Here is a 22,449-nt window from a genome sequence, read left to right on the forward strand (position 1 = left end):
AGTCGGGGACGCTCCTTTGACGGACTCCCCCTCTCCCAAACCCTCTCCCCGGAGGGGAGAGGGCTTTCCAGTTGAGCTACAACACCTTCGGTCACGTCTTCCGCTTCTCGACCTGGGGAGAAAGCCATGGGCCCGCGATCGGCGCGGTCGTCGATGGCTGTCCGCCGGGGCTGAGCCTCAGCGAAGACGATATCCAGCCGTTCCTCGACCGCCGCCGTCCAGGTCAGTCGCGCTTCACCACGCAGCGTCAGGAGCCGGACCGGGTCCGCATCCTGTCGGGTACGTTCGAGGGCCGCACCACCGGTACGCCGATCAGCCTGATGATCGAGAATGTCGACCAGCGGTCGAAGGATTATTCGGAAGTCGCCCAGGCCTATCGACCCGGCCATGCGGACTATGCGTACGACGCCAAATACGGCTTCCGCGACTATCGCGGCGGCGGGCGCTCGTCGGCACGCGAGACCGCCAGTCGGGTCGCGGCGGGAGCGGTCGCCCGCCTGGTTATCCCCGAAGTCTCGATCCTGGCCTGGGTAGAAGCGATTGGCGGGGATGCGATCGACCCTGCGCGGTTCGATCCGGCTGAGATCGGGAACAACCCGTTCTTCTGCCCCGACGCCCAGGCGGCGGCACGCTGGGAAAAGCTGGTCGACGATGCGCGCAAGTCGGGATCGTCACTGGGCGCAGTGATCGCTTGCGAGGCGACCGGGGTGCCGCCGGGCTGGGGTGCGCCGCTCTATGCCAAGCTCGATGCCGAGCTCGCCCATGCCTGTATGGGGATCAACGCGGTCAAGGGTGTCGAGATCGGCGACGGCTTCGCCGCCGCGACTTTGACCGGCGAGGACAATGCAGATGCGATGCGGCCGGGCAGCAACCAGACTGGCGGCCCGCATTTCCTGTCCAATCACGCCGGTGGTATCGCCGGGGGTATTTCCACTGGACAGCCCGTCCGCGTCCGCGTCGCGTTCAAGCCGACCAGTTCGATTCTGACCCCGGTCGAGACGATCACGCGGGCTGGTGAGGCCACCGACATCCGCACCAAGGGGCGGCACGATCCGTGCGTCGGCATCCGCGGCGTGCCCGTCGTCGAAGCGATGGTGGCGCTGGTCCTGGCCGATCAAAAGCTGCTGCATCGGGCGCAAAACGGATAAGTTTCCGTCAGTTAGTCCCGATACAGGCTCAATCACCGGCAAGCCGTTCGATTCAGTGGACGTAACGACCGGCGTGACGGAGCCTTTTAGGTACTGAGCCTTTTCCTTTCCGGTCCATTCAGGACAGGAGAGTATCGAATGAAGCTTGTCATGCTTGCGGGCGCCTTGATCATCGGCGTCTCGGGAGTTGCGGTGGCGCAAACCACCCCGGCGACCCCCGCAACGCCGGCTACGCCGGCAACGCCTGGCTCAATGGGTACCCCGGCGGAACCCGCGACGCCGGCAACCCCAGCCACCCCTGCGACGCCCGACGCGACGGCGCCGAGCGCGACCCCCGACACCGCTACTGCGCCGTCGACTACGACGGACTCGACGGCGACGTCCGATACGTCAGCGTCGACCGACATGTCGGCGGATACGGGCAAGAAGAAGAAAAAGAAGCACTGATAGCCCCAGCCCACCCCATGCAATCGGATCGTGCCTGACCAGGCGCGGTCCGTCGGGGCTAATGGGCCTGTCCTCGCGGCCGGTGCTGGCGTGCACCGACTGCGGGGGCAGGCCCTATCTTTTTTAATTATGCTCGCGCTTCACTGAGCCGGGTCAGTCCGCGAACGGATCGCGCACCAGGATCGTGTCGTTGCGCTCGGGGCTGGTCGATACCAATGCCACCGGGCAACGAATCAACTCCTCGATGCGGCGGATATATTTGATCGCAGCCGCTGGCAGTTCCGCCCAGCTGCGCGCGCCGGCGGTCGATTCGGACCAGCCCGGCACCGTCTCGTAGATCGGCTCGACCGCGGCCTGATCGAGCGGATGCGGGGGCAGATAGTCATAGGTCTTGTCGCCCAGGCGATAGCCGGTGCAGATCTTGATCTCGTCGAGCCCGTCGAGAATGTCGAGCTTGGTCAGCGCGATGCCGGTGATGCCGCTGACCGCCGCCGATTGCCGAACGAGGACCGCGTCGAACCAGCCGCAGCGCCGCTTGCGTCCGGTATTGACCCCGAACTCGCGCCCGCGGGTGCCGAGATATTCGCCGATCTCGTTATCCTGCTCGGTCGGGAAGGGGCCCGATCCGACCCGCGTCGTATAGGCCTTGACGATTCCCAGCACGAACCCGACCCGCGACGGACCCAGGCCCGACCCGGCCGAGGCGGTGCCGGCGACAGTGTTGGACGAGGTGACGAAAGGGTAAGTACCGTGATCGACGTCGAGCAGCACGCCCTGCGCGCCTTCGAACAGGATACGCTTGCCGCGCTCGCCGGCTGCGTTGAGCGTCACCCAGACCGGCTTGGCATAGGGCAGCACGAAATCGGCGATATCCTTCAGGTCGGCCAGCAAGGCCTCGCGGTCGACCGGCGGCTTGCCAAAGCCGGCGAGCAGCGCGTCGTGATGGGCGCAAAGGCGATCGATCTGCGGTCCCAATTGGTCGAGATGGGCCAGGTCGCAGATGCGGATCGCGCGACGACCGACCTTGTCCTCATAGGCTGGGCCGATGCCGCGGCGCGTGGTGCCGATCTTCTGTCCCGAATTGCCGGCATCGAGCGCGTCCTCGCGCAGCGCGTCGAGATCGCGATGGAGCGGCAGGATCAGCGGGGCGGTCTCGGCGACGTGCAACAGATCGGGCGTGACCTTGATGCCTTGCTCGCCGATCCGCGTGACTTCGTCGCGGAAATGCCAAGGGTCGAACACGACGCCGTTGCCGATCACGCTCAGCGTGCCGCGCACGACGCCCGACGGCAGGAGGGCCAGCTTGTAGGTCTTGCCGTCGATGACGAGTGTGTGGCCGGCATTGTGCCCGCCCTGGAAGCGGACGACGACGTCGGCGCGCTCCGACAGCCAGTCGACGATCTTGCCCTTGCCTTCGTCACCCCATTGGGCGCCGATTACGGCTACGTTGGCCACTTGCTATTCCTTCGCTTCAGTTCGTCATGCCGGACTTGTTCCGGCATCCAACCATCCACGGGCGACACCGCCTGAGGCTCGTTGGACCCCGGAACAAGTCCGGGGTGACGATTGGGTTATGTGGTGATCGTGCGAACCTCACCATCGGCTAAAATATGCGTACACAATTGCGCCTCGGGCGTATCGCCGGCTTCGAGCGCGGCGACCGTGACCCAGCCTTCGCCGCGCAGCTTGGCAGCCAGCGCCGGATCGCTGCCCAGCGGCACGAACAGCCGCCGCCGTTCGTCATGCGCCAGCCCCGCCGCGACGATCGCGTCGATATAGAGCGTGAAGCCGATCGCGGTTTCCTCACTGCCGTCCTCGTGGACGATCATGTAACTGCCGCCACGTCCGATCTCGCCGCGCGCGCCATCGGCGAACAGCGAGAAACCGAGCCATGTCTGATATTCGAAGCCATGCCGCTCGGTCGGATCGAGCGTCAGCGCGACACGACCCTTCACCGCCTCGGCGACCTTCCACAGCCCGTCGAGCCGCGACCGCAGCGCGCCGCCGACATCGAAACGACAGAGTCGGTCGTGCGCCGTTTCGAAGGGTCCGGCCGCCTCGATCATCGGAAGATAGCTGGGCGCCAGCGCCGCGACGGCACCGGCGTCCTTGGCATCGAGCCGGTCGGCCAGATCATCGAGCGACACGCCGTCAAGCGGCAGCGGGCCGGCGGCGAGCGTGCTCAGCAAATCGGGCAGGGTGAAGTCGATCGAGATGCCCGTCACCCCAGCCGCTTCGAGCGCTTCGACTGCGACGGTGACGACTTCCTGCGCGGCGGCGATCGTATCGAGCCCGATTAGCTCGCACCCGGCCTGGCGCCGCTCGCGTTCGGGCGACAGCTCCGACGCGCGCAGCCGCAATACCGATCCGGCGTAGCTCAGCCGCAACGGGCGCGGATGGTGCCCCATCCGCGTCGCCGCGATGCGTCCGACCTGTGCTGTGATGTCGGGCCGGATCGCCAGGGTTCGCTGGCTGATCGGATCGACGAAACGCACCGCGTCCTGCGCGCGCGCCGCTTTCAGCCGATGCGCCAACGCATCCTCGAATTCGGCAAGCGGCGGATCGACCCGCTCATAGCCATGCGCGTGCGCCGCATCGAGCACACGCCGCTCCAACCGCGCCGCCGCATCGGCGTCGGGCGGCAACCGATCGTGAAAGCCGGAAGGGAGCAGAGCGTGAGTCACGTCCGCCCCCTTAGCGCGCCCGGCTCAGAACGACAGCCCCATCACCGTCTTCACGCCCGCCAATTGGCGCACGCGGGCGATCAGCTCGGCGTCTACCGCCTCGTCGACCGACAGCAACAGTACCGCTTCGCCGCCGGCGGAGCGGCGGCCGAGATGGAAGGTACCGATATTGACGCCCGATTCGCCGAGCAGCGTGCCGAGGCGGCCGATGAAGCCCGGTGCGTCCTCATTGACGACATAGAGCATGTGCCCTGCCAGATCGGCTTCGACCTTGATGCCGAACAGTTCGACCAGGCGCGGCGCCTGATCGCCGAACAGGGTGCCGGCGACCGAGCGCTCCCCGGTCTCGGTCTTGACCGAGACGCGGAGCAGTGTGTGGTAATCGGCTTCCCGCTCGGTGCGCACTTCGCGCACCTCGATGCCGCGTTCCTTGGCGAGCAAGGGCGCGTTGACCATGTTCACCGTATCGGTCTGGGTGCGCAGGAACCCGGCCAGCACTGCCGAGACGATCGGCTTCTGGTTGAGCTCGGCAGCGGCGCCTTCGCTATGGATCGAGATGCGACCGATCGCGCCATGCGTCAGCTGCCCGACCAGCGAGCCGAGCTTTTCAGCCAGCGCCATGTATGGCTTGAGGCGCGGCGCTTCCTCGGCCGACAGCGACGGCATGTTGAGCGCGTTGGTGACGCCGCCCGAGACGAGAAAGTCGGCCATCTGTTCGGCGACCTGGATCGCGACATTGACCTGGGCTTCGGTCGTGGATGCGCCCAGATGCGGGGTCGAGATGAAGTTCGGCGTGCCGAACAGCGGGCTTGCCTTGGCCGGCTCCTCGACGAACACGTCGAGTGCGGCGCCGGCGATGTGACCCGAATCGAGACCTTCCTTGAGTGCGGCCTCATCGATCAACCCGCCGCGCGCGCAATTGATGATCCGCACGCCCTTCTTGGTGCGCAGCAGGTTATCGCGGCTCAGGATGTTGCGCGTCTGGTCGGTCAGCGGCGTGTGCAGCGTGATGAAGTCGGCGCGCGCGAGCAAATCGTCGAGATCGACCTTTTCGATGCCGAGCTCGACCGCACGCTCCGGGCTGAGGAACGGGTCGTAGGCGATCACTTTCATGCGCAGGCCGCGCGCACGATCCGCGACGATCGAGCCGATATTGCCCGCGCCGATCAGACCCAGCGTCTTCGAGGTCAGCTCGACGCCCATGAAGCGGTTCTTCTCCCACTTGCCGGCCTGGGTCGACAGATCGGCCTCGGGCAGCTGGCGGGCGAGCGCGAACATCAACGCGATGGCGTGTTCGGCGGTGGTGATCGAATTGCCGAACGGGGTGTTCATCACCACCACGCCCTTGGCGCTGGCGGCGGGGATATCGACGTTGTCGACGCCGATCCCGGCGCGGCCGACGACCTTGAGGTTGGTCGCCGCGTCGAGGATTTCCTTGGTCACCTTGGTCGAGCTGCGGATCGCCAGACCGTCATATTGGCCGATGATAGCCTTCAATTCCTCGGGCGTTTTGCCGGTGATCTCGTCCACCTCGACCCCGCGTTCGCGGAAGATCTGGGCGGCCTTGGGGTCCATTTTGTCGCTGATCAGTACCTTGGGCATGACGTTTGCCTTTCTGCAAACGTCATCCTGACGAAAGTCAGGATCTCAGGCAGCAAGCGCGTCGCTTGTGGCGCGAGATCCCAGCTTTCGCTGGGATGACGGGATATTAGTTGGAAGCCTTGGCGGTCGCGTAGGCCCAGTCGAGCCAGGGCCCGAGCGCCTCGATATCGGCGGTGTCGACGGTCGCGCCGCACCAGATGCGCAGGCCGGGAGGGGCATCGCGATAGCCGGCGACGTCGAACGCGGCGCCTTCCTTCTCGAGCGCGCTCGCCATCGCCTTGATCAGCGCCTCGTCGGCGCCCTCGACCGTCAGACAGACGCTGGTCTTCGACCGCGACGCCTCATCCACCGCGAGATGGCCGAGCCAGTCGCGCTCGGCGACAATCTTGTCGAGCGCGGCGGCATTGGCATCCGAGCGCGCGATCAGGCCTGCGGCACCGCCAACCGATTTCGCCCATTCGAGCGCGAAGATCGCGTCCTCCACCGCCAACATCGACGGCGTGTTGATCGTCTCGCCCTTGAACACGCCTTCGGTCAGCGCACCCTTGGAGACGAGGCGGAACACCTTCGGCAGCGGCCAGGCCGGCGTATATTCGGTCAGCCGCTCGACCGCGCGCGGGCCGAGGATCAGGACGCCATGGCCGCCTTCGCCGCCCAGCACCTTCTGCCACGAGAAGGTCGCGACATCGATCTTGTCCCACGGCAGGTCATAGGCGAACACCGCGCTGGTCGCGTCGGCAAAGCTCAGGCCCTCGCGGTCTGCGGGAATCCAGTCGCCGTTCGGCACGCGCACGCCACTGGTCGTGCCGTTCCAGGTAAATAGCACGTCGTTCGACCAGTCGACCTGGCTCAGATCGGGCAGCTGGCCGTAATCGGCACGGACGACGGTCGGTTCGATCTTGAGCTGCTTGACGGCGTCGGTCACCCAACCTTCGCCAAAGCTTTCCCAGGCGAGCGCGGTGACCTCACGCGCGCCGAGCATCGTCCACATCGCCATCTCAAACGCGCCGGTGTCTGAACCGGGGACGATGCCGATACGATGCGTGTCGGGGAGCTTGAGCAGTTCGCGCATCAGATCGATGGCATATTGCAGCCGCGCCTTGCCGAGCTTCGAACGGTGCGACCGGCCGAGCACCTCGACCGCGAGCTTCGACGCGTCCCAGCCCGGAGGCTTGGCGCAGGGACCAGAGGAAAAATGGGGGCGGGCCGGCTTCGTAGCGGGCTTCGCAATGGACGCACGGGTAGCGACGGCAACGGTAGATTCAGTCATGTAGTCTCTCCTCGCAGAGAGCGCGCGCGGCGTTGGGGCCGCGTGGCCCGTCGGCCGCCCTAAAGATATTGTGCGCCGCGTCAAGGAGCTTGCGCTGGACGGCGGCGAGCCGGCCCGGTTAGGTCACAGTACAAAGGGGGAGGCGAAAATGTACGAATTCAAGGATCCCGGCGGGCGCGGCCGGGCTGCGATTATCGCCGTATTGGCGTGGCTTGCGGCGGATCTGGTCTATACGATCGGCGCCGCGACGACGATAGCGGCGCTGAACGGCGCCGCCTCCGGCACGGGCCCAGCACCCGAAACGGCCGACATGATAACGGGCGCTGGCGGGGTCGCGCTGCTGGTAGCCACGCTGAGCTCGATCATATTCGTCGCTCGTTGGATCATGCGGGTGAACGCCAACGCACATTCGATGTCCGATTCGATGACAGTCACGCCGGGATGGAATGTCGGCTGGTTCTTCATACCGGTCGCCCTTCTGTGGAAGCCATTCCAGGGGTTGCGTGAGGCTTGGCAGGCCAGCGTCAGTCCGCACGATCCGACTTCGGTCGCCGTGCCGCCGCTGATGCGGTGGTGGTGGGGGTTGTGGCTCGTGAGCAACGTCCTGGGCAACGTTTCGACTCGGCTCTCGTTTGGCAAGGCCGACGCCGCCAGCCTAATCGCGTCTAACTGGATCGACATCGCGACCTTGGCGATCGACATACCGTTGGCGATCGTGCTGATCAGGATGATTCAGCGGTTCGACGATCTTCAAGCCAGAGGACCAGATTACGCCGAGACCTTCGCCTGACCGACAGCACGCGCCGTCGCAGGATTAGCGATTCGTTAACCATGTTCGCGCACATCGATGCGCGTGAAGCGTCTCGTTCCCTTGCTCGGCTTCGTGCTGTCGGGTTGCCTGTTCGGCGGGGGAGGAAATGACCGCCTTCCGCCGCCGCGCCGTCCAGCTGGCGCGCCGCCGGTCACGCTCAACATGCCGACCAGCCGCGAGACGCAGATGTGCTACGCCGACTTGTCGCGCGAGCGGGTGCGCTATTCGCCGTTGCCCGACCGCGATTATGGTGGCGGGTGCACCGTCATCGGCGCGGTGCAGCTGATCGATATCGGCGTTCCGGTTACCGGGCTGAAGGCCATGCGCTGCGGCCTCGCCGAAGAATTCATCGGCTGGACGCGCAATGCGGTCGCTCCCGCCGCCTATCAGATCCTGGGCAGCCGCCTGGTCAAGATCGAGACGTTCGGTACCTATGCCTGTCGCAACACGATCGGCACCCCGTTCGAGCGATTGTCGGGCCATGCCTTGGCCAATGCGGTGGATGTGTCGGCCTTCATCCTGGAGGACGGCCGGCGGGTGTCCATCGAGAATGACTGGCGGTCGGATAGCGACGATGTGCGGCGCTTCCTGGAGGTGATCCACACATCCGCATGCAAGCGGTTCGGAACGGTGCTCAGCCCCGATTATAATGCGGCGCACCACAACCACCTGCATCTCGAGGACGACCATAAGAGCTTCTGCCGGTGATTTCCCAATTCCCTCTCCCGCACACGGGAGAGGGCTTAAGAGCTGCGGAGGAGGGCCTCTTTTTGAACCCTTCAATCCGTCACGACTTTGCTCTAACGCGCTGGGATGACTGATACCCGAGTACCGTCGCGCGTCTTTCCGCGCGCGAAACAGGAAGCCGACCGCGCGAAGGGCGGTGTCTCCACCCCACAGACCCAGGACCCGGCCTATCGGCTCGCCTTCCAGGACATGGACTTCCTGCTCCGCGAGGATCTGCGTCCGGTCCGATTCCAGCTAGAGCTCCTCAAGCCCGAACTGGTCATCGACGAAGCCGGAATCGCGTCCACCTTCGTGATGTATGGATCGGCACGCATTCCCGCGCCGGACAAGGCGCAGGCATTGCTGGATGCCGCGGCCGACGACACGTCACGCAAGATTGCCGAGCGGCTGGTCGCCAAGTCCAGATATTATGACGTTGCGCGCGAACTCGGTCGGCTGGCGTCGAGCTTCCCGGTCGACACTGATGGACGTCGCCATTTCGTCGTCTGTTCGGGCGGCGGCCCGTCGATCATGGAGGCGGCCAATCGCGGCGCGGCGGATGTCGGTGCCGAATCGATCGGTCTCAACATCGTGCTGCCGCACGAGCAGGCGCCGAATCCGTACGTGACGCCGCGGCTGAGCCTGCAGTTCCACTATTTCGCGCTTCGAAAGATGCATTTCCTGCTCCATGCGCGCGCACTGGCGGCGTTTCCGGGCGGTTTCGGCACGTTCGACGAATTGTTCGAGCTGTTGACGCTGATCCAGACCGGCAAGATTCAGCCGATTCCCGTTCTGCTCTACGGCAAGGAATTCTGGCAGCGCGTGGTAAATTTCGACGCGCTGGTCGAGGAAGGCGTAGTCAGTGCCAAAGACCTCGAGATCTTCAGCTATTGCGAGACCGCGGAAGAAGGCTGGGAATGCGTCCAGCGCTTCTATCAGGACCGGTCGATGGATATTGGCCTAGCCGAAGCGGAGCAGCACGCCGCGGAAGAGATCGCCGCGCAGGCTGACACGGCGCGCTGAGCGGTTCGCCCGGTCCACGATAAAAATGCACCTCCCCGGCGAAGGCCGGGGCCTAGTTCCACTGATGCCAGAAATGGCGCGACCGTCGTGCCATGGCAAAGACGTCGCGACTGGGCCCCGGCCTTCGCCGGGGAGGGATGTTTCGGATTACTTCTTCGCAGCCGGGGCCGCCGTATTCCCATCGGCAGGCGCTGTGGCATTGCCTTCAGCCGGCGCGGTGGTGTTACCGCCGGCCGGAGCCGCGGCATCCTTGCCCGCCGGGGCAGCGGCCGGCGCGGCCGGCAACGGCAGGTTCGAGCCCTGCTGGTTGAGATACAGGATCACGTCGGCGCGATCCTTCGGGTTCGACAAGCCCGCGAAGGTCATCTTGGTACCCGGCGCGAACTTACGCGGGCTGGTCAGCCAGGCGTTGAGCGAATCGAAATCCCACTTGCCGCCCTTGGCCTTGAGCGCGTCGGAGAAGGCGAACCCGGCCTTGCCCTGGGCGACCGCTTCGCCGACCGTCGCATACAGATTCGGGCCGATGCCGTTGGCGCCACCCTGGTTGATCGTGTGGCACGCCGCGCACTTCTTGAAGACTTCGGCGCCCTTGGTGGCGTCGGCGGTAGGCAGCAGGGCCGCGATCGGCACTTCGGCCGCGGCGCCACTGCCGCTACCTTCGTCCACCGCCTCAACCGGATAGCCTTCCTTCTTGGGCTCGCCGCTGTGGAACATCATCCCGCCAACGATCGTGGCGCCAAGCGCGACAAAGCACCCTGCGAGGGTCCAGCCAGCGATCGTGTTGGTCTTGTCGGACATGATTTTTCGCGTACGCCCCTGAATTGAGTAGCAGCCCTTTAGTAAGCGTATTCGCGGGGGGCAAGGTGGAGTGTTTGTTTGCGACCTGGCGGTCACGCGCGGTGCCGCCCTCCACAGCCTTTCCAACGATGCTGCGCATCGCCGGAACCTTGGGCTGCTCCGCCCGCACCCCCACCCGACCGCCCAATCAGCTTATATTATGGGCGGTCGGGTGGGGGCGCGGGCTGGCACCGTCCCACGCGCTGGAGCGCGTCAAAAAAGCCTCAAGCAAAGCTCGGGTTGCTACTATGGGGGCACCTCTCTAATCGCCGCCGCCCATGGAGAACTTCGCCGCACCCGCCCAGCCCATCGTTGCCGCGATGACCGAAGCCGCTGCCCGCGAGCCTGAGCGCGCGGTGGCGTTTCAGGGCGCGCCGGGCGCCAACAGCCATGTCGCGGTCGAGGAAACGTTCCCCGACGGACTGCCGTTGCCGTGCTTCAGCTTCGACGACGCGATCGATGCGGTGAAGGAAGGACGCGCCGATTGCGCGGTCATCCCGATCGAGAACTCGCTCCACGGCCGCGTCGCCGACATCCATTTCCTGCTGCCCGAATCGGGGCTGGTGATCACCGGCGAGCATTTCCTGCCGATCCGCTACGCCCTGATGGGCGTCGGGCCGCTCGACGGCGTCAAGGAAGCGATGAGCCATCCCCAGGCGCTGGGCCAATGCCGCCATTGGCTGAAGGCGCATGGCATCACGCCGATCGCCTATCCCGACACCGCCGGCGCCGCCGCGTTGGTCGCCGAGATTAACGACCCCAAGGTCGCCGCGCTCGCGCCGCCTCCGGCCGCGAAGATCTACGGACTGCAGACGCTGGCCAGCGACATCGCCGATGCCGAGCACAATACCACCCGCTTCGTGACCCTGGCGCGCGGCAGCCGGCCGCTGACCGGTGACGGTCCGTTCATGACGACGATCATCTTCGAGGTGAAGAACGTCCCGGCCGCGCTCTACAAGGCGATGGGCGGGTTCGCGACCAATGGCGTCAACATGACCAAGCTCGAAAGCTATCAACGCGGCGGCAGCTTCGCGGCCACCGATTTCTACGCCGATGTCGAGGGTCGGCCAGGCGACGAGAGTCTCGACCGCGCGCTGGAGGAACTAGGCTTCCATTCGAAATGGATGCGCGTGCTCGGCAGCTATCCGCAGGCGCGGAAACGGGGATGACGCCCCGCATCCTGATCATCGCCGGGTCCGATTCGGGCGGCGGCGCGGGGATCCAGGCCGATATCAAGACCGTGACGATGCTCGGCGGCCATGCCATGACCGCGATCACTGCGATCACCGCGCAGAACACGCTTGGCGTCCAGGCGGTACTGACGGTGCCGACCGAGATGGTGATCGCGCAGATCAACTCGGTGGTGACCGATATCGGTGTCGACGCGGTCAAGATCGGGATGATTGGATCGGCGGGGACCGCGAACGCGGTGGCGGACGTGCTCGAGTCGCTCGACGTGCCGATCGTGTTCGATCCGGTGATGGTCGCGACCAGTGGCGATACGCTCGCCGACGCGGAGACGATCGCCGCGTTCGAGCGGCTGATGGGCTTGGCGTCGGTGACGACGCCCAATATTCCCGAGCTTGAGGCGCTTGGCGGCAAGGACGCGGTGCTCGCGCACGGCACGCATCTGGTGGCGAAGGGCGGTCATGCCGAGGGCAATTGGATCGTTGACGAGCTCTACTCGCCGACTGGCCGTCTTCGCCATTGGGAAGCGAAGCGCTTCGATACCACCGATACCCATGGAACCGGCTGCACGCTTGCCAGCGCGATCGCGACCGGATTGGGCGACGGCATGACAATTGAGGACGCGGTCGAGCGCGCAATTCGGTTCGTGCGCATCGCGATCCTGTCAGCGCCGGGGTTGGGCGAGGGCCACGGGCCGTTGGGACACGCTCTTGGCGTGATCCCGTTCGACGAGATAGAAGGTTGAAATGCCCGGCCTCAAACACGAGAAGCTCTGCCTCGCACCAGTTGCCGGCGTTGACGAAGCCGGCCGCGGGCCGCTGGCGGGCCCCGTGGTCGCGGCAGCGGTGATCCTGCCGACCAAGGGTATCCCACGCGGGCTCGACGATTCGAAGAAGCTCACCGCTGCCGAGCGCGCGCGCCTGCATGGCCGGCTGATGGACTGCGCGACGGTTGGCGTGGGGATCGTCGAGGCCGACGAGATCGACAGCCTCAACATCTATTGGGCGACGATGAAGGCGATGACGCTGGCGGTCGAAGCGCTGGGATGCCCGCCGGGCCATGTGCTGGTCGACGGCAATCGCCTGCCGCGCTGGACCTATCAGGCGACCGCGATCGTCGGCGGGGACGGCATCAGCATGTCGATCGCCGCCGCCTCGGTCATCGCCAAGCATACGCGCGACACGATCATGATCACCCACGCCGAATCCTATCCGCATTACGGCTGGCACACGAACAAGGGCTATAGCGCGCCCGAACATTTGCGCGCGCTGCGCGAGCACGGACCCAGTCCGCTGCATCGGCGGAGCTTCGCCCCGGTCGCCCAAGCAGCGCAGTCACAAGAAATTTCGGTTCTGCCGTTTTAAGAGTCTTTTGTGCCACACCCCATAGATTGGGGCTGTGGATAACTCGCGACTCAACATCTCGTGCGGGTCGTAAAATGTTCCGCTCCCTTAACCATTTGGTAACCCAGGTCGTTAACTAAACTTCGCTTGACCGGAGTCCGCGCGCTCGGTTTTCGTGCGCGAGTGATTGCGGGGGAGCGTTTGCCGATGGGGGTTATCGAAAAGGTCAGTGCGCGCGCGGTCGCTCTTGGGCAGCCGTCGGTGCTGGTCCCGGGCGAGTTGCCGCTCGACCGCATCCTCATGGGCGATTGCATCGAGACGATGCGCGCGCTGCCGGCCAAGTCGGTCGACCTGATCTTCGCCGACCCGCCGTACAACCTTCAGCTCGGCGGCGACCTGTCGCGCCCCGACGGCAGCCATGTCGATGCCGTCACCGACGATTGGGACAAGTTCGACAGCCTGGCGATCTATGACCGCTTCACCCGCGAATGGCTGGGCGAGGCGAAGCGCATCTTGAAGGATAACGGTTCGATCTGGGTGATCGGCAGCTATCACAATATCTTCAAGGTCGGATCGGCGATCCAGGATCTCGGCTATTGGATCCTCAACGACATCGTCTGGCGGAAAGCCAATCCGATGCCCAATTTCAAGGGCACGCGCTTCACCAACGCGCATGAGACATTGATCTGGGCGTCGACGGGTGAGGGCGCGAAATACACCTTCAATTACCGCTCTATGAAGACGCTCAACGACGAGCTCCAGATGCGCTCGGATTGGGAATTCCCGATCTGCGGCGGCCAGGAGCGGTTGAAGAAGGGTGGGGTTAAGGTCCACCCGACGCAGAAGCCCGAGGCTTTGCTCTACCGCATCCTGCTCGCCTGTTCGAAGCCGGGCGACGTCGTGCTCGACCCGTTCTTCGGCACCGGCACAACCGGCGCGGTGGCCAAGCGCCTTGGCCGGCATTGGATCGGGATCGAGCGCGAGCAGGTCTATATCGAGGCAGCCGAGGAGCGCATCGCGGCAGCCTTGCCGCTCGACGAATCGGCGCTGACGACGATGCAGAGCCCCAAAGCGGCGCCCCGCGTCGCGTTTGGGTCGCTGGTCGAAAACGGGATGCTCAGCCCCGGCACGGTGCTGACCGACACCAAGCGCCGCTGGAAGGCGACCGTGGGCGCCGACGGCTCATTGAAGAGCGAGTGCGGCCAGGCCGGGTCGATCCACAAGCTCGGCGCGACCTTGCAAAAGGCGCCCGCGTGCAACGGCTGGACCTTCTGGCATTTCGAGGCGGTGGATGGACTCCGGCCAATCGACGCGTTGCGGCAGAATTATCTGTTGGCGACCCAACCCTGACGATATTCGTCACCCCGGCCTTGTGCCGGGGTCCACCGTGCAGCAAACCCGAGACGTGCGGTTCGAGCCGCACGGTGGATGCCGGGACAAGCCCGGCATGACGGAAGTAAGCGAATGGCCAACCTCCATCTCCGACCCGTCCAGTTCGTCGATACGCCGATCGGCCGCGATGGCGAGGTCGCGCGGCTGGCGGGCGGGATGCAATGGTTCGCCGCCTATGAAGTGATCGAAAATGGCGCCAGGCGAACCGTCCCGATCGCCGAATTCGAGCGGACGCTCGGCGCCGACAACGAACGTGCCGCCGCGCTTCACGCAAACATCACGCGCGCCCGCCCGCCGCTGACCCTGGGCGACCGGACGTTGCGCTTCGATCAACCTTCGGTCGCGGGTATCCTCAACGTCACGCCGGATAGTTTCTCGGATGGCGGCGCGCAGGACGATCCGGTCGCCGCCGGCGTCGCGATGGCCGCGGCCGGAGCGGCGCTGATCGATGTCGGCGGCGAATCCACGCGGCCGGGCGCGGAACTGGTGTGGGAAGAGGATGAGAAGCGCCGCGTCGAACCGGTCATTCGCGGCCTCGCTCAGGCCGGGACCTTGGTGTCGGTCGATACGCGCAAGGCCGTGGTGATGGAGGCGGCACTCGCCGCGGGTGCCGCGATCGTCAACGACGTCGCCGCCTTGCTATGGGACGACCGCGCGCTCGACGTGGTGGCGAAAGCCGGCTGCCCAGTCGTGCTGATGCACTCGCCCGACCCGGCCAAGAGCCCGCATGGCGGCGGCGGTTACGGCGACGTCCTGACCGAAGTCTATGACTGGCTCGACGCGCGAATCGCCGCCGTGGTCGCCGGGGGCGTCGATCGCGCGAAGATCATCGTCGATCCGGGCATCGGCTTCGGCAAGTCTCTTCAGGACAATCTCGCGCTGCTGAACGGGCTCGCCATGTTTCATGGCCTGGACTGTCCGATCCTGCTCGGCGCCAGTCGCAAGCGGATGATCGGCGCGCTGTCGAACGAGGCGCCCGCCGACCAGCGACTCGGTGGCTCGATCGCCTTGGCGCTCAAGGGGGCGGAAGCCGGCGTCCAGCTGCTGCGCGTCCACGACGTGCCCGAAACGGTCCAAGCGCTCAAAGTGTGGCGTGGACTGCGCGACCAGGCGCTGGTTGGTCGCTGATCGAATTGCTCTAGCGGCCTCGCCGCTTGACTTCTCCCATCACCGCGCCACGTTTCGCCGTACGATAACAGGGGCCCGACCGCATGCCTCACCAGTTTGTCCGTCGCTTCGTCGCGCTGACAGCGGCGCTTGCTGTCAGCCTGTCACTCGCGAGCTCGGCCACGGGTCAGGCGACCAGCGCCTATGTCGCGCCCCAGCATACCACCGCCTGGCCGGGTCTCGGCACCGGCGACGATCAAGGGGCGGCGGAAGCGTCGCTCGAGCTGGGCCCTGAACTCGAGCGCGATCGATCGCCGGTCTGGATGCTGGCCGACCAGCGCCGGCTCGACAAGGCGCTCGCTACGCTGCAGCCGCAGAAGAAGGGCGTGGTCGACGCCTATGTCCTGGCGGTCGGGCTCGACAGCGATCCGATTTTCGGCCGTGAAGCGCGCGAGGCGGGCAAGGTGCTATCGCGGCGCTACAATGCGCTGGGACACACGATCGTGCTTGCCGGCACCGACGGCTCGGGCCCGAGCGACTTGCCCAACGGCACGCCGCGCGCGCTCGCGCTGACGCTCGCGCGGATCGCCGAGTTGATGGACCGCAACGAGGACGTGCTGGTGCTCTACACCGCCGGGCACGGCGCGCCGGTGGGCCTGGCGTATCATGACGGCGACGAGGGGTTCGGAATCATCTCGCCGGCGCGGATGGCGCGGATGTTCGAGGAGCTCGGGATCAGGAACCGGCTGTTGATCCTGTCGGCCTGTTATTCGGGTGTGTTCGTGCCGGCGCTGGCGAATGAGACGACCGCGTTATTCACCGCGGCCTCGGCCGATCGCACCTCGTTCGGGTGCGCCGCGGATCGCGACTGGACCTTCTTCGGCGATGCGATGGTCAACCATGCACTACGCCAGCCGGTGCCGCTCGCCAAAGCCGGGGAAGACGCGCGCGCGCTGATCGCGCAATGGGAAAAGCAGGCCGATGTCACGCCGTCGCAGCCGCAGATCTCGATCGGCAGCGGCGTCGGCAAGTGGCTCGCCCCGCTCGAAGCCCGCATGCCGAAGACCGTGACGGCGATGGTCGGCCGCCCGGCAATCTCGATTCTCAGCGACCAGGGGCGCTGATTTTCGAACCGTCCGCTTCGGCCTGCACTTCGGCGACGAGCTCTTTGCGGCTGAGCTTGCCGACCAACGTTTTGGGCAGGGTGAGCCGCACGACGACCTGATCGACGCGCTCGTGATGGCCGAGCTGCGGATTGAGCCACGCCTTGATGTCGTCGCCGGTCGCGGTGGCGCCGTCGTTGAGCGTCACATAGGCACGTGGCTGCTCGCCGCGATAGGTGTCGGGAACGCCGATCACCAACGCCTCCTTCACCGCGGGATTGCGGTAGAGGACAGCTTCGACCTGGCTTGGGAACACCTTGAACCCGCTGACCGCGATCATGTCCTTCAGCCTGTCGACGACATGGATGAAGCCGTCCGCGTCGATCGTGCCGACATCGCCGGTGCGCAGCCAGGCGCCGCCCGCCTCCGGCACGAACACCTCCGCATCGGCGTCTGGCCGGTTCCAATAGCCCTTCATGACCTGAGGACCGCGGACCAGTATCTCGCCGGGCTGTCCGGCCGGGGCGGGACGCGACGCATCCTCCTTGTCGGCCAGCCGCACTTCGGTCGATGGGATCGGCTGGCCGATCGTGCCCAATTTGCCCTCACCCTCATAAGGGTTGCACGAGACGACACCCGAACTCTCCGACAGGCCATAGCCCTCGATCACCCGCGCGCCGGTCGCCGCTTCGAATTTGGCCTTGACCTCGGCGGGCAGCGGGGCGCCGCCCGAGATGCAATATTTGAGGCTGGAGAGGTCGGACGACGCCAGCTTGGGATGGTCGAGCAATGCCTGGTACATGGTCGGCACGCCGGGCAGCGCGGTCGCCTTGGTCCGCGCGATGGCGGCGAGCACCTGCGCGCCGTCGAAGCGCGGCAGCAGCACGATCATGCCGCCATTGGCGACCGTGCGGTTCATCACGCAGGTGTTGGCGAAGACGTGGAACAGCGGCAGCACGCCGATGATCCGATCGTCATCGCCGGGGTGCGGATCCAGCCCTTCGACCTGACGGGCATTGGCCGACAGATTCTGGTGCGTCAGCATCGCGCCTTTGGGCGTGCCGGTCGTGCCGCCGGTATATTGGATCAGGGCGATCTGGGTCGCGGGGTCGATTGCCGGGAAATCGTGGACGCCATCATTGGCGATCAGCGCGGAAAAGGCGGTTATGCGGGGATCGTCGGGCCGCTTGGCCACTTCCTTGCCGCGGAACAGCCGATAGAAAAGCGATTTGGCCGCCGGCAACGCGCCCGCCACCGACCCCACCACCAGCCGTTCGAGCCCACTCTGGTCGAGCACCTTGAGCGCGGTCGGCAGCAGCGCGCTCGCCGAGAGCGTGAAGAGCAGCTTGGTTCCTGAATCCTCGACCTGATGCGCCAGTTCGCTGGCGGTGTAGAGCGGCGAGAAATTGACCGCCGTCGCGCCCAGCTTGAGCACGCCGAAATAGGCGGCGAGATAATGCGGGACGTTGGGCAGGAACAGACCGATCCGGTCGCCCGGCCCATAGCCCATCCGCGCCAGCCCGGTTGCGACGCGTGCGGCACCATCCGCCACCTCGGCATAGGAATAACGGCGGCCAAGGAAATCGAGCAGCGGTCGTTGGGGATAGGTTCGCGCGCTATTCTCGAACATGTCCACCAGCGACAAGGGCGGAAAGTCTGTCGCCCATGGCGTGGGGTGACGATAGGCGCTGCCGCGCCACGGATTTTCCATATCTTGCGTCATTGACATGGATGTAAGCGCCCGGCCGGTCCGGCGGCAAGCGAACTCAGCGGTCGATCGTGTTGCCGCCGGTCCAGGTCAGCAGGAACTTGACCGCGACCACGCCCAGATCGACCGCCGCCTGGATACGGTGCGGCGTCGGATCGCCTTCGCGATGCGTCAGAATCTCGATATCGGCGGTCGGGTGACGCACGAGGGCGACGAGCGCAAGCAACGCCCCCAACGCGACCATCGAATTACGCTTACGCATTCCCGCGCCTCCAGCCGCTCCTATAAAGCGCGGTCGGGAAAGCGACAAGCTAAAGTCGCGGCGATCCGGCGCGATTGCGCAGGCGAAACGAGTATCAGGCGGCGCGGACGGCGATCGCCGGCGCGAACCGGGCGCGGTCGCGGCCGGCCTGCTTGGCATCGAACAGAGCGCGGTCGGCGCGTCGATACATCGCTTTCCAATCGGCTTCGTTGGCGATCGGCCCGGTGCAGGCGCCGATACTGGCGGTCACGGTCAAGTCGAACGGCATACGGGCCGACCGCAGCTTTGCGAGCACGGCATCGGGCGTGATCGCGCGGTCGGCGGGACTCAGGATGGCGAATTCCTCGCCACCCATGCGCGCGATCAATGCGCCCGGCGCGGCCTGGCGCAGCACGCGAGCGAAGACGCGCAGCACCTCATCGCCACCATCATGACCCAATGTTTCGTTGACTCGCTTGAAATGGTCGAGATCGGCCAGCATCAGCTGTTGCTTGCCCTCGCGGCCGATCGCCTGGCGCAGGAAGGCGCGGCGATTGAGCAGGCCGGTTAACGGGTCGGTGTCGGCCAGCCGCGCAGCGATCACTTCGCGCTCGAGCGCGTCGTCGCGTTCGAGCGACAGGAGGCGGATGCGATAAGCGATCGCCAAGGTCGAGATGACCGCCTCGAACGCCATCGATACCAGGGTCGAATTGTCGAGCCAGAAACTCCAGGGGATGAGCGTCAGGTTGCCAAGCAATCGGAGGGTCGCGAACAGGATCGGCGCGGCCCAGGCGAGCGCGAACAGCCAGAGATAGGGGCTGCGCTCAGCGCGCGCGCGGCGGATGATGGGAACGACGACGACGATGATCGCCGCAAACGCCAGCGAGAACAGGGCGTCGAGTATGTGAATCTGCCAGGGCGCGAACAAGGCGACGAAAGCCGTTGCGACCACGGAGGCGGCGGTGATCGCGCTGATCGACTTGCCCACCCAGCCTGCGGTCACCGCAGGTACGAAGAAATAGCGTGCGAAGGTCAAGGCAGTGGCGGCTGCCGTGCACAGCAGCACGTAGTTGAGGCGCAAGCGGTCGTTGTTGAGCATCGTCGGGTTGAGCCAGGCGAGCGCGCCCGACGAGGTCAGCGCGTAGAGCATCAGCGCCCCAACCATTGCGCAATAGGCCAGCTGAAAGGGATGGCGTAACGCTCCCCACATCGCGAGATTGTAGATCAGCAATGCCAGGCACAGTCCCCCGAACCCGGCATATAGCGCTGCCATCTCCAGGTTCGCCTGGCCCGACTCATGCGGTGTGGCGATGGTCGGCGCGATCAGGATGCCGCGAAGATTGGCCGCTCCCTGGACATGCCACATCAGCCGTACCGGCGGACCGATATCGGTCGGCAGCGGCCATTCGATCATCGCGCCCAGCTGAAGATGGCGGGTCGCCTGGCGGCCGTCAAACCGCCAGCCGCGGATCTTCCCGTCGGGATAAAGGGCATAGAGCGTCGTCGCTTCCTGCCACAGGCTGCCGACGCGCACGCGCGATCGGTTCTGCATGTCGGGAATCGCGCTCAGCGGCTGGGAAATCACCCAAAAATCGCCCGAGCCGAACCAGGTCTGGCGATGCGTGCAATCGAACCGCGCAGTCGCGCCGAACATGGCGCCTGGCCGGTCGCCCGCCCGCGCTGGGGCGATGCACGTCGACAGCGGCACGCCAACGACGGCACTCCGCGCCTGGGCCGGAACCGGCCATAGCGAGGAGATAGCCAGTAATAGGGCCGTCATCAGCAAGGCGGGCAGACCGGCTAAGCGCATGATTCAGCCCTAGGCCGGCGACCCCAAATTATTGGTAAATCTCGCGCAAGCCATGCTGATTCGTCTACTTGCTCAGCACGGTTTGAATCCGCCTAGCGTAATCCGCGGTTTGCACTTCTTTTTCGGAGCTTCGTTGCCGCCATTGCCGTTCGCGGCGCCGCCGTCATTGTCGCCCATGTCCTCCATTCCCGGCATGCCGAGCATGACCGTAGTATTGGAGCGATAGCGGACCCTCGCCGTCCAGTCCGGCTTCCATGCCAGACGCGGATTGGCCGGACGCGGCGGATAGGCGAAATCGCGTTCGGGACCATAGGCATAGAGCTGGGTCATCATGAACCCGCCGGCCGCGCGCTTCACCTCGGCCGGGATTTGGCAACTCGTCTGGCTGGGCGGCATCACGATTTTACGCGCGATCAGGCCGGGAACCACGTCGGGGGCGATCCAGTCGGCCAGGCCGCCACCGAATTGCTTGCCGCTCGCCGACGTCCACCACACCATGTCGGCGCCTTCGCCGCCCGATCCCTGCGCGCCGATCAGCCAGGCATAATAGCCGGTCGCTTGCGGTACCGAATTCCAGCTGAGCATCTGCGATCCGTCGGATTGCTCGCTGCCTCGCCCGTTCAGCGGCGCCATGAAATCCTGATCGAGCGCGAACTTGATCTCCGGCGAATAATTGCCCGCGACGCGATGATCGCCGATCAGCGAGGAGCCGGGCTTGGCCGACTTGTTGGATTGGCTGTTGGGCCATTCGCCATAGGTGCGCGAGTTGCTCGCGGTCGGGCCGCGGTCGACCGGCACGTCGGCGGTGAACAGGCCCGGCGGAAATTGCTGTTGGCCGAGTTTGGAAAAGTCGACGATCACCGGTTGGCCCGGCCCGACATGCGCGCCGCAGCCCCAGAAGATCAGCAGGCGGCCTTTGGGCCGGCGCATCTCGCCCGGCATCTCTCCGGTCGGCGTCGGCTGGGGCGACGTCAGTGGAACCGACGGGCCCAGCTGCATGCCAGCGGGCATGAAATGATCGGCCTGCGGCGCCCCTCCAGCCGGCGCCAGCGTCGAGCCCAGGCGCAGAATCAGCGTGTGCGCGACCGAACCTCCGCGACCGCCGCCGAACATCATCTTCATCGGATTGGCGCCGCCCGCGCCGAAGCCGGACGTGGTCGCGACGTCCATCTGGTAACGCGCCTTCGGAGCTGCCGCCGGCGGTGCCGAATAACCGATGCTGACGATCGTCGCGATGGCCGCGGTGCCGGCCGCTAACGGAATCAAATGGCGTCGCATGATATCTCCCCGCTTTGGTTTGCGGCGCTGGATACCATGATCGCCAAGTCCCCAGATTGGACGAACGCGACGGCCAGTTTGCTTGACTCGCGGACGGTTGGGGGTCGTTATGCGATCGGAACATGGTTAACGAAATGAGGTCGCGTGATGACCCGATTGCTTATGCTCGCCCTGCCGGCCGTCCTGTCCGCTGCTGCGCTGATCGCGCCGGCGGCTACCGCCTCGGACTATTATGATCGCGACGTCCAGACGGCGGTGGTCGGCGTGGGCGATCTCGACCTGTCGACCGGCTGGGGGATGGACCGCCTGATCAAGCGGCTGCGCGGCCGCATCGACGAGATGTGCGGTGGGGATGAGGATTGCCGGGACGAAGCGTGGCTGAGCGCCGACTGGCAAGTCGCCCGTGCCGCCAGCCGCGACCAGTGGCGCCGCCGTATCGCGTTCGAGCGAGCGGCGGATCGGCGCTACTATCGAATGCGACGCTATACGCCGCCGCCGCCACCTCCGCCGCGGATGATGGCCGAGCCGCCGCGCATCGCTTATGCACCGCTCCCGGCAGCGCCCTCCCAGCTCGTGTCGAAGACGACCAAGATCACCACGACGACGATCAAGACGACGACGATCACCCTGACCTATCGCACGCCGCCGGCAACGTTTCGTTCTGCCTGGAAGCCGCGCTGCGCCTGCGTGGAGTAGTGGGAGGACGGACGCGTCGACGATAGGCTCTGCCG

Annotated in this window: 21 protein-coding genes; 12 read left to right on the forward strand and 9 right to left on the reverse strand. The window is 65.7% G+C overall.

All coding sequences use genetic code 11. The features are described 5' to 3' along the window. Positions 1 to 71: 71 nt before the first annotated feature. Positions 72 to 1,148, forward strand: coding sequence for a chorismate synthase (aroC, locus tag SPR01S_RS05665; RefSeq protein ID WP_066586236.1), 1,077 nt, complete (start codon positions 72 to 74; stop codon positions 1,146 to 1,148). A gap of 138 nt (positions 1,149 to 1,286) precedes the next feature. After that, complete coding sequence (locus SPR01S_RS22110; protein WP_084250976.1) at positions 1,287 to 1,595, forward strand: hypothetical protein; 309 nt, start codon at positions 1,287 to 1,289, stop codon at positions 1,593 to 1,595. A 153-nt stretch (positions 1,596 to 1,748) separates the two neighbouring features. On the opposite strand, the gene SPR01S_RS05675 is transcribed toward SPR01S_RS22110, so the two are convergent. From SPR01S_RS05675 to SPR01S_RS05690, 4 genes are all read right to left on the reverse strand, one after another. Continuing rightward, entirely contained in the window at positions 1,749 to 3,050 is a 1,302-nt protein-coding gene (locus SPR01S_RS05675) for an adenylosuccinate synthase (protein WP_066586240.1), read from the reverse strand. Positions 3,051 to 3,166: 116 nt separating this feature from the next. After that, the gene (locus SPR01S_RS05680) at positions 3,167 to 4,279 is read right to left on the reverse strand and encodes an ATP phosphoribosyltransferase regulatory subunit (RefSeq protein ID WP_066586242.1); all 1,113 of its coding nucleotides are present in this window, start codon (positions 4,277 to 4,279) and stop codon (positions 3,167 to 3,169) included. A gap of 24 nt (positions 4,280 to 4,303) precedes the next feature. Further along, complete coding sequence (serA, locus tag SPR01S_RS05685; RefSeq protein ID WP_066586243.1) at positions 4,304 to 5,881, reverse strand: phosphoglycerate dehydrogenase; 1,578 nt, start codon at positions 5,879 to 5,881, stop codon at positions 4,304 to 4,306. 106 nt (positions 5,882 to 5,987) lie between these two features. Further along, a complete protein-coding gene (locus tag SPR01S_RS05690) occupies positions 5,988 to 7,151 on the reverse strand; it encodes a phosphoserine transaminase (protein ID WP_066586245.1) in 1,164 nt (387 codons plus the stop codon). A 148-nt stretch (positions 7,152 to 7,299) separates the two neighbouring features. Between SPR01S_RS05690 and SPR01S_RS05695 the strand changes: the two genes are divergently transcribed. From SPR01S_RS05695 to SPR01S_RS05705, 3 genes are all read left to right on the forward strand, one after another. After that, a complete protein-coding gene (locus tag SPR01S_RS05695) occupies positions 7,300 to 7,941 on the forward strand; it encodes a DUF4328 domain-containing protein (protein WP_066586248.1) in 642 nt (213 codons plus the stop codon). Positions 7,942 to 7,998: 57 nt separating this feature from the next. Further along, positions 7,999 to 8,670 (forward strand): extensin family protein, encoded by a 672-nt coding sequence (locus SPR01S_RS05700; protein WP_066586251.1) that lies wholly within the window; start codon positions 7,999 to 8,001, stop codon positions 8,668 to 8,670. A 105-nt stretch (positions 8,671 to 8,775) separates the two neighbouring features. Further along, the gene (locus tag SPR01S_RS05705; RefSeq protein WP_066586254.1) at positions 8,776 to 9,711 is read left to right on the forward strand and encodes an LOG family protein; all 936 of its coding nucleotides are present in this window, start codon (positions 8,776 to 8,778) and stop codon (positions 9,709 to 9,711) included. A 147-nt stretch (positions 9,712 to 9,858) separates the two neighbouring features. Here the strand turns inward: SPR01S_RS05705 and SPR01S_RS05710 are convergent, their stop codons facing one another. Next, complete coding sequence (locus SPR01S_RS05710; protein WP_066586257.1) at positions 9,859 to 10,509, reverse strand: c-type cytochrome; 651 nt, start codon at positions 10,507 to 10,509, stop codon at positions 9,859 to 9,861. 317 nt (positions 10,510 to 10,826) lie between these two features. On the opposite strand from SPR01S_RS05710, the gene SPR01S_RS05715 reads away from it, so the two are divergent. From SPR01S_RS05715 to SPR01S_RS05740, 6 genes are all read left to right on the forward strand, one after another. Beyond that, a complete protein-coding gene (locus SPR01S_RS05715; protein ID WP_066586261.1) occupies positions 10,827 to 11,717 on the forward strand; it encodes a prephenate dehydratase in 891 nt (296 codons plus the stop codon). Then, entirely contained in the window at positions 11,714 to 12,481 is a 768-nt protein-coding gene (gene thiD, locus SPR01S_RS05720) for a bifunctional hydroxymethylpyrimidine kinase/phosphomethylpyrimidine kinase (RefSeq protein ID WP_066586263.1), read from the forward strand. The genes SPR01S_RS05715 and thiD overlap by 4 nt, the downstream gene beginning before the upstream one ends. Before the next feature lies 1 nt (position 12,482). Next, positions 12,483 to 13,100 (forward strand): ribonuclease HII, encoded by a 618-nt coding sequence (gene rnhB, locus SPR01S_RS05725; RefSeq protein WP_066586266.1) that lies wholly within the window; start codon positions 12,483 to 12,485, stop codon positions 13,098 to 13,100. Between the two features lie 186 nt (positions 13,101 to 13,286). Then, on the forward strand, positions 13,287 to 14,429 hold the full coding sequence (locus SPR01S_RS05730; protein ID WP_066586269.1) for a site-specific DNA-methyltransferase: 1,143 nt from the start codon (positions 13,287 to 13,289) through the stop codon (positions 14,427 to 14,429). A gap of 114 nt (positions 14,430 to 14,543) precedes the next feature. After that, positions 14,544 to 15,599, forward strand: coding sequence for a dihydropteroate synthase (gene folP, locus SPR01S_RS05735; protein ID WP_066586271.1), 1,056 nt, complete (start codon positions 14,544 to 14,546; stop codon positions 15,597 to 15,599). A gap of 83 nt (positions 15,600 to 15,682) precedes the next feature. Continuing rightward, on the forward strand, positions 15,683 to 16,702 hold the full coding sequence (locus SPR01S_RS05740) for a C13 family peptidase (protein WP_084250977.1): 1,020 nt from the start codon (positions 15,683 to 15,685) through the stop codon (positions 16,700 to 16,702). On the opposite strand, the gene SPR01S_RS05745 is transcribed toward SPR01S_RS05740, so the two are convergent. The 4 genes from SPR01S_RS05745 to SPR01S_RS05760 form a co-directional block, all read right to left on the reverse strand. Further along, positions 16,683 to 18,410, reverse strand: a complete 1,728-nt coding sequence (locus SPR01S_RS05745; RefSeq protein ID WP_245661885.1) for a long-chain-fatty-acid--CoA ligase — start codon at positions 18,408 to 18,410, stop codon at positions 16,683 to 16,685. The genes SPR01S_RS05740 and SPR01S_RS05745 overlap by 20 nt on opposite strands. Before the next feature lie 37 nt (positions 18,411 to 18,447). Next, positions 18,448 to 18,651: a hypothetical protein gene (locus SPR01S_RS05750; RefSeq protein WP_066586273.1), complete on the reverse strand. Its 204-nt coding sequence runs from the start codon at positions 18,649 to 18,651 to the stop codon at positions 18,448 to 18,450. 94 nt (positions 18,652 to 18,745) lie between these two features. Continuing rightward, a complete protein-coding gene (locus SPR01S_RS05755; protein ID WP_066586275.1) occupies positions 18,746 to 20,440 on the reverse strand; it encodes a sensor domain-containing diguanylate cyclase in 1,695 nt (564 codons plus the stop codon). Between the two features lie 72 nt (positions 20,441 to 20,512). Beyond that, entirely contained in the window at positions 20,513 to 21,718 is a 1,206-nt protein-coding gene (locus SPR01S_RS05760) for a hypothetical protein (protein WP_066586277.1), read from the reverse strand. A 147-nt stretch (positions 21,719 to 21,865) separates the two neighbouring features. Between SPR01S_RS05760 and SPR01S_RS05765 the strand changes: the two genes are divergently transcribed. Continuing rightward, entirely contained in the window at positions 21,866 to 22,414 is a 549-nt protein-coding gene (locus SPR01S_RS05765; protein WP_084250978.1) for a UrcA family protein, read from the forward strand. Positions 22,415 to 22,449 lie beyond the last annotated feature (35 nt).

Origin of the sequence: Sphingomonas pruni NBRC 15498 (assembly GCF_001598455.1) — a bacterium.
Taxonomy (GTDB): domain Bacteria; phylum Pseudomonadota; class Alphaproteobacteria; order Sphingomonadales; family Sphingomonadaceae; genus Sphingomonas; species Sphingomonas pruni.